The sequence below is a fragment of the uncultured Enterococcus sp. genome (genome assembly GCF_913775425.1).
Classification (GTDB): domain Bacteria; phylum Bacillota; class Bacilli; order Lactobacillales; family Enterococcaceae; genus Enterococcus_G.
In genome coordinates this window covers 1-13,483 of sequence record NZ_CAJYIS010000066.1, presented here as the reverse complement: position 1 = coordinate 13,483, position 13,483 = coordinate 1, and the positions used below count along the sequence as shown (strand labels likewise).

Sequence of the window (13,483 nt, the reverse complement as noted above, 5' to 3'; positions counted from 1 at the left end):
TTTTTGTCCTAAACCCGTAAAAAATGTTCTTTGTCACTAAATTTTAATTTTTGTAATAAAAATGTAAAATTTATGATAGCTATTTTGAAAGAAATTTTAGAGGGGTGAAGAGCTTGGCTGGACACGTAGTAAAATACGGAAAGCACCGCGAACGTAGAAGTTTCGCACGGATCAGTGAAGTATTGGAATTACCGAATTTGATTGAGATTCAAACTGACTCTTATCAATGGTTTTTAGATGAAGGATTAAGAGAAATGTTTGAAGACATTTTGCCGATTGATGATTTTAATGGAAACTTATCACTTGAATTTGTCGACTATGAATTGAAAACACCGAAATATACGGTGGAAGAAGCACGCGCACATGATGCAAACTACTCTGCACCTTTACACGTAACGTTACGTTTAACAAACCGTGAAACAGGCGAGATCAAAGCTCAAGAAGTATTCTTTGGCGATTTCCCGTTAATGACAGAGCAAGGAACATTCATCATCAATGGTGCGGAACGTGTTATCGTTTCTCAATTGGTTCGTTCTCCGGGAGTTTATTTCCACGGAAAAGTAGATAAAAATGGTAAAGAAGGTTTTGGATCAACTGTGATCCCTAACCGTGGCGCATGGTTAGAGATGGAAACAGATGCCAAAGATATTTCATATGTACGTATCGACCGTACACGTAAAATTCCTTTGACAGTATTGGTTCGTGCATTAGGTTTTGGTTCTGACGATACGATTTTTGAGATTTTTGGTGAAAGTGAGTCTTTACGTAACACGATCGAAAAAGATTTACACAAAAATGCAAGTGATTCTCGTACTGAAGAAGGACTAAAAGATGTTTATGAACGTCTACGTCCAGGTGAGCCAAAAACTGCGGATAGTTCTCGTAACTTGCTAAATGCCCGTTTCTTTGACCCACGTCGTTATGATTTAGCAGCTGTTGGTCGTTATAAAGTGAACAAGAAACTAGACCTACGCACACGCTTACTAAACTTAACTTTAGCAGAAACCTTAGTTGATCCTGAAACAGGTGAGATCTTAGTTGAAAAAGGAACTGTGATCACACATCAAATCATGGATGAATTTTTAGGTGAGCAATTAGTCAATGGTTTAAACGCAGTAACGTACTATCCTTCAGAAGATGGTGTTGTGACTGATCCAATGACAGTTCAAGTCATCAAAGTCTTTTCACCACTAGATCCTGAGCGTGAAGTGACAGTGATCGGTAATGGTTATCCAACAGACGAAGTACGCACAGTACGTCCTGCAGATATCATTGCCTCAATGAGCTATTTCTTCAACTTAATGGAAAATATCGGAAACGTAGATGACATCGATCACCTAGGAAACCGTCGTATCCGTTCAGTTGGTGAATTATTACAAAACCAATTTAGAATCGGTTTAGCCCGTATGGAACGTGTAGTACGTGAACGTATGTCGATCCAAGACACGGAAACACTAACACCACAACAATTAATCAATATTCGTCCAGTAGTGGCAAGTATCAAAGAATTCTTTGGTTCTTCTCAGTTGTCACAGTTCATGGATCAAACCAATCCGTTAGGTGAGTTGACACACAAACGTCGTCTATCAGCCTTAGGACCTGGTGGATTGACTCGTGACCGCGCTGGTTATGAAGTCCGAGACGTACATTATTCTCACTATGGGCGTATGTGTCCGATTGAAACACCTGAGGGACCAAATATCGGGTTAATCAATAGTTTGGCTTCATACGCGAAAGTTAATAAATATGGATTTATTGAGACACCTTACCGTCGTGTAGACCGTGAAACAGGTCGTGTAACGGATCAAATCGATTATTTAACAGCAGACATCGAGGATCATTATGTTGTAGCCCAAGCGAACAGTCTTTTAAATGAAGATGGTACGTTTACAAACGATGTCGTAATGGCTCGTGCAACAAGTGAAAACTTAGAGATCTCAATTGATAAAATCGATTATATGGATGTATCACCTAAACAAGTAGTTGCCGTTGCGACAGCATGTATTCCTTTCTTGGAAAACGATGACTCCAACCGTGCCTTGATGGGTGCCAACATGCAGCGTCAAGCTGTTCCATTGATCAATCCTAAATCTCCATGGGTCGGAACTGGTATGGAATACAAATCAGCGCATGACTCAGGTGCTGCTTTACTATGTAAACATGATGGAATCGTTGAATACGTGGATGCGAAAGAAATTCGTGTTCGTCGTGACAATGGTACTTTAGATACGTACTCAGTAACAAAATTCCGTCGTTCAAACTCAGGTACAAGTTATAACCAACGTCCACTTGTTTCTTTACATGAAAAAGTAGAAGCTGGGGATACATTAGCTGACGGACCATCGATGGAAAACGGTGAAATGGCATTAGGTCAAAACGTTCTTGTAGCCTTCATGACTTGGGAAGGGTATAACTACGAGGATGCGGTTATCATGAGTCGTCGTCTTGTGAAAGATGATGTCTATACTTCAGTCCATATTGAAGAATATGAATCAGAAGCACGTGATACAAAATTAGGACCTGAAGAAATCACTCGCGAGATTCCAAACGTTGGTGAAGACGCCTTGAAACACTTAGACGAAATGGGGATTATCCGCATTGGTGCTGAAGTAAAAGATGGCGATCTATTAGTTGGGAAAGTCACTCCTAAAGGGGTAACTGAACTTTCAGCTGAAGAACGCTTGTTGCATGCGATCTTTGGTGAAAAAGCGCGTGAAGTACGCGATACATCATTACGTGTTCCTCACGGTGGTGGCGGGATCATCCATGATGTGAAGATCTTTACCCGTGAAGCTGGCGATGAATTATCACCAGGTGTCAATATGCTAGTTCGTGTTTATATCGTTCAAAAACGTAAAATTCACGAAGGAGATAAAATGGCCGGACGTCACGGAAATAAAGGGGTAGTTTCACGCATCATGCCTGAAGAAGATATGCCTTTCTTACCAGACGGTACACCAGTCGATATCATGTTGAACCCACTTGGGGTACCATCACGGATGAATATCGGACAAGTATTAGAATTGCATTTAGGAATGGCTGCCCGTCAATTAGGTATCCACGTAGCAACTCCAGTATTTGATGGTGCATCAGATGAGGACGTATGGGAAACTGTACGTGAAGCGGGTATGGCTCGTGACGCGAAAACAGTTCTTTATGATGGACGCTCAGGTGAACCATTCGATGGACGTATTTCAGTCGGTGTCATGTATATGATCAAATTGGCCCACATGGTTGATGACAAATTACATGCTCGTTCGATCGGACCTTACTCATTAGTAACGCAACAACCACTTGGAGGGAAAGCTCAATTTGGTGGACAACGTTTTGGTGAGATGGAGGTATGGGCACTTGAAGCTTACGGTGCGGCATATACTTTACAAGAAATCTTAACGTACAAATCCGATGACGTGGTTGGTCGTGTGAAAACATACGAAGCGATCGTTAAAGGTGAACCAATTCCAAAACCTGGTGTTCCAGAATCATTCCGCGTATTAGTAAAAGAATTACAATCATTAGGACTTGATATGCGCGTATTAGATATCGAAGATCAAGAAATCGAATTGCGTGACATGGACGATGAAGATGATGATTTACTAACTGTGGATGCGTTGACAAAATACGCTGAACAACAAAGTGCAAAAGATGCACAACATCAAAAACCAACTGTCTTACCTCGTGATGAAGAAGCAGTAAAAAACCCGTTAGATTAAAAAGTAGTCACTTTGCTTAGCAAAGTGACCTACTTGTTTGATTCAGCCGTGAAATGAAATGGAGGGAACCCCTTTTGATCGATGTAAATAAATTCGAAAGTATGCAAATCGGTTTAGCTTCTCCAGAAAAAATCAGAAGCTGGTCTTATGGTGAAGTAAAAAAACCTGAGACTATTAACTATCGTACTTTAAAACCTGAACGTGAAGGTCTATTCGACGAGCGTATTTTTGGTCCTACAAAAGATTGGGAATGTGCTTGTGGAAAATACAAACGTATCCGTTATAAAGGAATCGTTTGTGACCGTTGTGGCGTAGAAGTCACTCGTTCAAAAGTTCGTCGTGAACGTATGGGTCACATCGAACTAGCAGCACCTGTTTCACATATCTGGTACTTTAAAGGAATTCCTTCACGTATGGGTCTTGTATTAGACATGAGCCCTCGTGCCTTAGAAGAAGTCATTTATTTTGCCTCATATGTTGTAATCGATGCTGGAAATACTAGCTTAGAGAAAAAACAATTATTGACTGAACGCGAATACCGCGAAAAACGTGCACAATATGGTCAAGAATTCAATGCTGCGATGGGTGCTGAAGCAATCCGTCAATTGTTGGAAACTGTTGATCTTGATGGTGAAGTTGTTGAATTAAAAGAAGAATTGAAAACTGCTTCAGGTCAAAAACGGACACGTGCGATTCGTCGTCTAGATATTTTAGAAGCTTTCCGTGCTTCTGGTAACAAACCAAGTTGGATGGTAATGGATGTTATTCCTGTTATTCCTCCAGATCTACGTCCGATGGTTCAATTAGAAGGTGGTCGTTTTGCGACTTCTGATTTAAATGATCTATACCGTCGTGTGATCAACCGTAACAATCGTTTGAAACGTTTATTAGACTTAAACGCGCCAAATATCATTGTTCAAAATGAAAAACGCATGTTGCAAGAAGCTGTTGACGCGTTGATCGATAATGGTCGTCGTGGCCGTCCAGTGACTGGACCAGGTAACCGTCCATTGAAATCTCTTTCTCATATGTTGAAAGGGAAACAAGGTCGTTTCCGTCAAAACTTACTTGGTAAACGTGTCGATTACTCTGGTCGTTCAGTAATCGTAGTAGGACCATTCTTAAAAATGTATCAATGTGGATTACCTAAAGAAATGGCAATCGAGTTATTTAAACCATTTGTGATGCGCGAGTTAGTTCAACGCGAACTTGCATCAAACATCAAAAACGCAAAACGTAAGATCGAACGCCAAGAAGATGAAGTTTGGGACGTTTTAGAAGACGTCATCAGAGAGCATCCAGTACTGTTGAACCGGGCACCTACGCTTCACCGTTTAGGTATCCAAGCCTTTGAACCAGTTTTAGTTGAAGGTCGTGCGATCCGCTTGCATCCACTTGTTTGTGAAGCGTACAATGCCGATTTCGATGGAGACCAAATGGCCGTTCACGTACCATTAAATGAAGAAGCACAAGCAGAAGCGCGTATGTTGATGCTTGCGGCTCAAAATATCTTGAACCCTAAAGATGGTAAACCAGTTGTAACGCCTTCTCAGGATATGGTATTAGGAAACTATTACTTAACAATGGAAGAATCTAATCGCGAAGGCGAAGGCATGATCTTCCGTGATATGGATGAAGCAGTGACTGCATGGCGCAATGGCTACGTGCATTTACATTCACGTATTGCTGTAAATCCTAAAACTTTAGGTGACAAACCATTTACTGAAGAACAACGCAATAAATTAATGGTAACTACTGTTGGTAAGATTATCTTTAACTCAATCATGCCACCAGAATTCCCTTATTTAAATGAACCGACTGATTTCAACTTGACAGTCCAAACACCTGACAAATACTTTGTCGGTGCTGGATCAGATATCCCAACGTTTATCAAAGAACAAGAACTTGTGGGACCATTCAAGAAGAAAAATCTAGGAAATATCATCGCTGAAGTCTTCAAACGTTTTAAAGTAACCGAAACGTCTCACATGCTTGACCGTATGAAAGACTTAGGATACAAACATTCTACAACTGCTGGGATCACAGTAGGGATTGCGGATATCATGGTCTTACATGAGAAGCAAGAAATTATTGAAGAAGCCCATCATCAAGTAGAAGTGATTACGAAACAATTCCGTCGTGGTTTGATTACAGACGATGAACGTTATGAACGCGTAATTGCGGTTTGGAATGGCGCTAAAGATCAAATCCAACAAAAACTGATGGAATCTTTAGATGCGAAAAATCCAATCTTTATGATGTCAGATTCTGGAGCCCGTGGTAACATCTCCAACTTTACTCAGCTTGCTGGTATGCGTGGATTGATGGCCGCTCCGAATGGTCGAATCATGGAGTTACCGATCATCTCAAACTTCCGTGAAGGACTAACTGTCTTAGAGATGTTTATCTCTACCCATGGAGCTCGTAAAGGAATGACCGATACTGCCTTGAAGACTGCCGATTCAGGTTACTTGACTCGTCGTCTAGTAGACGTTGCTCAAGATGTGATCATCCGTGAAGACGATTGTGGAACTGATCGTGGTTTAGATATTCGTGCGATTACTGAAGGTAACGAAATCATCGAATCACTAGAAGAGCGTTTAATTGGTCGTTACACACGTAAAGCTGTTTTAGATCCTGAAACAGGTGCGATTATCGTGGGTACAAACGAATTAATCACTGAAGATCTTGCAAAACAAATCATCGAAGCAGGAATCGAAATGGTATCGATCCGTTCGGTATTTACATGTAATACAAAACACGGTGTATGTAAACATTGTTATGGTCGTAACTTAGCGACTGGTGCTCAAGTTGAAGTTGGTGAAGCAGTTGGAACGATCGCTGCCCAATCAATCGGTGAACCTGGTACACAGTTAACAATGCGTACATTCCATACCGGTGGGGTTGCCGGAGACGATATTACTCAAGGGCTTCCTCGTGTCCAAGAAATCTTTGAAGCACGTAATCCTAAAGGGCAAGCGGTCATCACTGAAGTTACTGGTGATGTAATCGACATCTCTGAAGATTCTGCTACACGTACAAAAGAAGTAACGATCAAAGGTCAAACAGATACTCGTACGTATACTGTACCATTTACAGCACGTATGAAAGTAGTGGAAGGCGACATGATTCATCGTGGTGCACCACTTACTGAAGGTTCGATCGATCCAAAACAATTGTTACAAGTTCGTGATGTATTATCAGTTGAAAATTATCTATTGCGTGAAGTACAACGTGTATACCGTATGCAAGGGGTAGAAATCGGCGATAAACATATCGAAGTAATGGTTCGTCAAATGTTACGTAAAGTTCGCGTGATGGATCCAGGTGATACAGATATCTTACCAGGAACATTATTAGATATCGCTGACTTTAAAGATCGTAACTACGAAACATTAGTAGCAGGTGGCGTACCAGCCACTGCACGTCCAGTGTTACTAGGAATTACCAAAGCATCATTAGAAACAAACAGTTTCTTATCTGCTGCGTCATTCCAAGAAACAACTCGTGTATTAACAGATGCTGCGATCCGTGGTAAAAAAGATCCATTACTTGGATTGAAAGAAAATGTTATCATCGGGAAAATTATTCCTGCTGGTACTGGTATGGCTCGTTACCGTAACATGGAGCCAAAAGAAGTATCAGTCGTAAGCGAAAATGTCTACAGTATCTCTGATATTGAAGCACAAATGGCTGTCGAAGATGCATTGGCAAACAATCAAGAAGTATAATCAAAAATGAAGCTGTGTCAGAAATGGACAGCTAAATGAAATAAGCCGAATAATTCCGATAATAGCTTTGTCTATTTCGGTTATTATTCGGCTTTTTTTGAAACTACTATTTCGGGTATGCTGTTTATTTGATTTTTGGGTGATGTGACAGATTTTTGTCACATCACCTTTTTTATGTGGAACGAGTCGTAGGGGATTGTTTTGCGATACGTCTGATCAACGTTTCAAAAGAATCGATAGAGCCTTCAGGTTGATGTACACGTTTACGATAAGTAGTCGGAGCTTCATTAGTATAGCGATGAAAAGCACGACTAAATGAAACCAAACTAGAGAACCCGACAGCTTCACTGATGCTTTCAACACTTTGATCGGTATTGATTAGTAAAAAAGCAGCTTGATTGATCCGAATACTCATCAACCATTGTTGGATCGTCATATTCATCTCTTTTTTGAATTGACGTGAAAGATGACTACGATTGACAGCTAGAGTTGCAGCCAATTGTTGGATTGAGATCGTTTGATACTCTTCTTTGATCAATTGGATCACTTGTAAGATCAGTGGAGACACTTTTTGAGCAATATTCGGCTCAGAATTGACCGCATCTTGTACAAAGAGAGCTAAAAAGCGATAGGTCAGTTCGGTGAGCTTCAATTCTTGGATCAAGTCACTATGATCTAATTCTAAACATGCTTGGATCGTACTGATATAAGGTGTGATATTTGTCGTTGAAGCGACATAGTAATCTCGTTCTAAACAGCTTTTCGTGATGATCTGATCTGCAGTCACACCGCTAAAGGCTAGCCAAATATAGCTCCAAGGATCTTTGATCGAGGAACTGTAGAAAGTAGTGTCATGAGGTCGGATCAGAAAAAAATCGCCTTTTTTAAGACTATATTGTTTATTTTTGACGGTATACATTCCTTCACCATCTAACACTAAATGTAAAATATATAGATCACGTACAGCTGGACCAAATGAATGATGATCTAGTGTTTTGGAAAAACCACAAAATTCAAATTGCAAAGAAGCTTGGATCGTTCGTTGTGGTAAAACTGAAAAAATCGCTTGTTCCATAAAATCACCTCTCTGCTTACTTTAGCATAATATGCAACATTTTGTTAAATAAGTGCGACAAAAACATAAGGAAAACGTTTTATTAACTGCTATACTAGGTTTATGAAAGCGTTAAATATTTTTTAAGAGGGATGATGGATTATGGGGAAAAAACTAGGTCAACGAATTAGTTATGCTTTTGGTGCTTTTGGTCATGATGTATTTTATGTAACACTAAGTACGTATTTTATGTTGTTTGTCACCAGTTCGATGTTTGCCAATACAGATAAAGCTACAGCAGCAAAATTGATTGGGATCGTCACTACTTTGGTCGTGGGGATTCGTTTAGTCGAGATTTTATTTGATCCAATCATTGGGGGAGTCATCGACAATACGAGAACCAAATATGGTAAATTTAAACCATGGCTAGTTGTTGGTGGTGTGATGAGTTCATTACTATTGATTCCATTATTTACGAACTTTTTTGGTTTACCAGAAACGAACCCGGTATTATTTGTAATATTATTTGGTATTTGTTTTATCTTATTAGATTCATTTTATTCATTTAAAGATATCGCGTTTTGGTCAATGATCCCGGCTTTGAGTACAGAAACAAAAGAGCGTGAGAATTTGGCAACATTTGCTCGTTTTGGTTCATCGCTAGGTGCTAATGGAACGACTTTAGTAGTGGTACCGATTACAATTTTCTTTACGTATTTGATGACTGGCCAAAAAGGTGAGCAAGGAGCTTCTGGTTGGTTTTGGTTTGGAATCATCGTTGCCATCGTTGCTGCAGGAAGTGCGATCATTACAGCTTTAAACACTAAAGAAAATGATAGCGTTATCCGTCAACAAACTGAAAAAGTAACGATGCGCACAGTATTTAAAGCGATTGCACAAAATGATCAGTTGATGTGGTTATCATTATCATACATTGCGTATGCGATCGCGAATGTCGCGACGACGGCTGTATTGTTATTGTACTTTAAATTTGTTTATGGTGATGCTTCAGCATTTTGGTTAGTAGGATTCGTAGCAGCAGCGCTAGGCATTATCGCAGTACCGCTATTTCCAACCTTAACTCGTTTGATTTCTAGACGATATGTGTATTTGATCGGACTTGCGGTGATGGCATCGTCTTATATTTTCTTTAGTATTGCAGGTCAACACTTAGGTTTGATCTTAGTCGGCTTGATTTTATTTTATTTCCCACAACAATTGATCTTTTTGTCCGCATTGATGACGATTACGGATGCTGTTGAATATGGTCAATGGAAAAATGGGGTACGGAATGAAGCTGTTACCTTATCGATTCGTCCATTATTAGACAAAATCGCTGGTGCATTATCTAACGGGATCGTAGGAATTGTAGCGATCGCAGCCGGCATGACAGGTAACGCTACGTTCCAAGAAATCACGACGAAAGATGTTACCGTCTTTAAGATTTATGCGTTTTATTTACCCGCAGCTTTAATGATTCTCTCAGGTTTAGTGTTTGCCTTTAAAGTAACGCTAACTGAGAAAAAACATAAAAAAATTGTAGCAGAACTAGAAGCAGAGTTTACCGCTCAGCAAGCAGTTTCTTCTGCAAGCTAAAAAAGAAAGTAGGTAGTGGAATGAATCCATCGATTGAATGGTTAGATCAACCAGAAATATTTCGTGTTGGACGTTTGGATGCACATAGTGATCATATAAACTACAGCTCAAAAGACATGTATGAGCAAAAGCGATCACGTGTACAAAATTTAGATGGTATTTGGGATTTTTGTTATAGTCAAAACCCTCAAGTTCGTCCTAAAGATTTTTATCAGACGGACTTTGATGGTTCTAGTTTTGATACGATTCGTGTTCCGCAACATATCGAATTTTCTGACTACGATACGTTACACTATATCAATACGATGTATCCGTGGGAAGGGAAACGTTATCGTCGCCCAGATCAAACGCAAGGGATGTTTAGCCAAGATCCAGAAAATCCAGTGGGCTCGTATCGCTTGACCTTTGATCTAGAAGAAGCACTACTTGATCGTCCAGTAAGGATTCGATTTAACGGTGTAGAGCAAGCGATGTATATTTGGTTAAATGGGGAATTTATCGGTTATGCAGAAGACAGTTTCACACCTTCAGAATTTGATTTGACACCATTTTTAAAAGCGAATGATAATTTATTAGCTGTCGAAGTATATAAACGAAGCACAGCTGCTTTTTTAGAAGATCAAGATTTCTTTCGTTTTTTTGGGATCTTTCGTTCGGTCGAATTGATTGGTGAAAACCCTATTCATTTGGAAGATATCACAGTAAAGCCTAAGGTGAATAGTCAAGAAAAAACAGGAAAAGTAGCGATCGAATTAAAAGTATTACGCGATGAAGGAGCGTGTTATCGTTATACTGTACAAAAAGATGGACACGAGCTGTTACAAAAGACGTCGAGTGAGAAAATGATCGAATTCGAACTTTCTGATATTTTATTATGGGATGTCACTACACCAGAGTGTTATCAAGTGATTGTTGAGATCTTAAAAGACGATAAAGTCATTTCGTATACACCTGTAACGTTTGGTTTTCGTGAATTGGTCTTAAACGATAAGGTCATGTATTTAAATGGTCGACGTTTGAAATTAAATGGCGTCAATCGTCATGAATGGAATGCGAAAAGTGGTCGCGTCATTACAGATGAAGATGAACAGTTCGATATTGAGTTTATGAAGGAAAATGCTATTAATGCCGTTCGTACATCACACTATCCGAATCGTTTATCGTTTTACGATCGTTGTGATCATGCAGGAATCTATATGATGGCTGAAACTAACTTAGAAACCCATGGTTCTTGGCAAAAAATGGGCGCGATCGAACCGTCTTGGAATGTTCCTGGTGATTATCCAGTATGGCGTGAAGTGACGTTGGATCGAGCGATTTCCAATTATGAATGGTTTAAAAACCATCCATCGATCTTATTTTGGTCACTAGGAAATGAATCTTTCGTCGGCGAAACATTAAAAGAGATGAATGCATATTATAAAAAAGTCGACTCATCTCGTTTGGTTCATTATGAAGGCGTATTTTATGATGAGGCGATGAAACCTTTCATTTCAGATATGGAAAGTCGTATGTATGCTTCGCCCAAAGAAATCCGTACCTATTTTAAACAAGATGGACAAAAACCGTTTATCTTGTGTGAGTTTATGCATAATATGGGAAATTCTTTAGGTGGACTAAAAGAATATATGGAATTGTATGATGAATTTGAATCTTATCAAGGTGGTTTTATTTGGGACTATATCGATCAAGCAATTTTACGTAAAGATCCGTTGACTGGACAAGAAGTATTACGTTATGGTGGCGATTTTGATGATCGTCCATCAGATTATGAATTTTCTGGTAATGGATTATTGTTTGCCACACGTCAGGCCAAACCATCAATTCAGGAGGTAGCTTATTATTATGAAAAATACCGCTAAATTAGCTGTCGTCTATGGCGATGTCGTGTTAGGTGTTCATGGTGAAGAGTTTAGCTATTTATTTTCACATGTAGCCGGTGGATTAGAGTCAGTTAAGGTCAAGCAGCGCGAGTGGCTGTATCGTCCAATCAAGCCGACTTATTGGCGAGCATTGACGGACAACGATCGTGGAAGTCAATTTCATTTGAAATCTGGCATGTGGTTAAGTGCAGATCACTTTACTCAATGTACCGCAATTCAGGTTGTTGTGGATCAACAAGATCAAACAGCAGTAGCGATCGCACCCGCAAACAATCAATTTCAAACGACTCAAAAAGCCGAAACAGTAGCAATCACGTATACGTATGAAACGATCACTGTACCAAAAACTACCACGGATATCACATATACTGTAGGCGTGGAAGGTACGATCAAAGTGACTGCGCGATATCACGGACAGGCTGATCTTCCTGAATTACCTGTTTTTGGAATACGCATGATCATGCCTACTTTGGCTACTGGATTTACGTATGATGGACTTTCTGGTGAGACGTATCCAGATCGCAAACAAGGTGGAAAGCCTGGGGAATACCATGTAGAAGGTCTGCCAGTAGCACCGTATCTTGTGCCTCAAGACTCAGGCATGCATATGGAGACCAACTGGGTCAAAGTAACACGTGATACACAATTAGACAATCGTCACGTACCTTATCATGAAAGTCACTTGCGCGTAAATGCCTTAGATAAACCCTTTCACTTTTCGTGTGTACCGTATACACCTTTAGAATTAGAAAGTGCGACCCATCAAGAGGAATTGCCGCTGGCTAGACGTACCGTATTATCTATTTATAGTGCGGTTCGTGGTGTTGGTGGTATCGATAGTTGGGGAAGCGATGTGTTACCGGATTATCGGGTATCCGCACAAGAAGATCATCTGTTAGAAGTCGAACTTTCATTTGAGTGAAGTAGCTTATCTAGACTTTTTAGAGTGTGCATGTTAGACTGGTTTGAGGATTATCCGTGTAAATCAGTGTGAGATGAATCAAATAGCGTCACGCTGTAGACATTTTGTCTACAGCGTTTTTGGTTCTGTACATGAAGAAGGGAAAGAAAAATGCTTAGTTTAATTGATATTACGCAACAATTTGGAGATAAAATTTTATATGAACAACTTAATTTGCAAGTCAATAAAGGGGAACATGTCGGGCTCATCGGACAAAATGGTGCTGGAAAATCGACGTTGATCAAGATCATTACAGGCGAATTATTACCAGATAATGGGCAAGTCACGATGCCTAAAAATTGTCACATGGGCTATTTAGATCAATACGTTGAAGTGGATGAAGCGTTAACGATCTTTGAATTTTTGAAAACAGCTTTTCAAAAAGAATTAGATATGGAAGCGCAAATAACTGCAGCCTATACTGAATATGCTGAAACGATGGACGATAAATTACTAGAGCGTGCTGGAAAATTGCAAACGCAGCTTGACCAAGGTGATTTTTACCAAATGGATACGTTGATCCAAGAGATGGCAAGTGGTCTAGG

7 protein-coding genes are annotated in these 13,483 nt (G+C 39.8%); 6 read left to right on the top strand and 1 reads right to left on the bottom strand.

The annotated features are described in order from the left end of the window. The first annotated feature begins 113 nt into the window (after nt 1-113). Nucleotides 114-3,713, top strand: a complete 3,600-nt coding sequence (gene rpoB, locus QZ413_RS07640; protein WP_297078911.1) for a DNA-directed RNA polymerase subunit beta — start codon at nt 114-116, stop codon at nt 3,711-3,713. Nucleotides 3,714-3,787: 74 nt separating this feature from the next. Continuing rightward, nucleotides 3,788-7,444, top strand: a complete 3,657-nt coding sequence (gene rpoC, locus QZ413_RS07635) for a DNA-directed RNA polymerase subunit beta' (RefSeq protein WP_297078909.1) — start codon at nt 3,788-3,790, stop codon at nt 7,442-7,444. Nucleotides 7,445-7,616: 172 nt separating this feature from the next. On the opposite strand, the gene QZ413_RS07630 is transcribed toward rpoC, so the two are convergent. Beyond that, nucleotides 7,617-8,519: an AraC family transcriptional regulator gene (locus tag QZ413_RS07630; RefSeq protein ID WP_297078908.1), complete on the bottom strand. Its 903-nt coding sequence runs from the start codon at nt 8,517-8,519 to the stop codon at nt 7,617-7,619. 141 nt (nt 8,520-8,660) lie between these two features. Between QZ413_RS07630 and QZ413_RS07625 the strand changes: the two genes are divergently transcribed. From QZ413_RS07625 to QZ413_RS07610, 4 genes are all read left to right on the top strand, one after another. Then, nucleotides 8,661-10,094, top strand: a complete 1,434-nt coding sequence (locus QZ413_RS07625) for a glycoside-pentoside-hexuronide (GPH):cation symporter (RefSeq protein WP_297078906.1) — start codon at nt 8,661-8,663, stop codon at nt 10,092-10,094. Between the two features lie 20 nt (nt 10,095-10,114). Beyond that, on the top strand, nt 10,115-11,956 hold the full coding sequence (locus tag QZ413_RS07620; protein WP_297078904.1) for a glycoside hydrolase family 2 TIM barrel-domain containing protein: 1,842 nt from the start codon (nt 10,115-10,117) through the stop codon (nt 11,954-11,956). Next, nucleotides 11,940-12,899, top strand: a complete 960-nt coding sequence (locus tag QZ413_RS07615) for a beta-galactosidase small subunit (protein ID WP_297078902.1) — start codon at nt 11,940-11,942, stop codon at nt 12,897-12,899. The genes QZ413_RS07620 and QZ413_RS07615 overlap by 17 nt, the downstream gene beginning before the upstream one ends. Before the next feature lie 150 nt (nt 12,900-13,049). Beyond that, nucleotides 13,050-13,483, top strand: a 434-nt coding sequence (locus QZ413_RS07610) for an ATP-binding cassette domain-containing protein (protein ID WP_297078899.1), incomplete at its 3' end; no start/stop codon positions are given.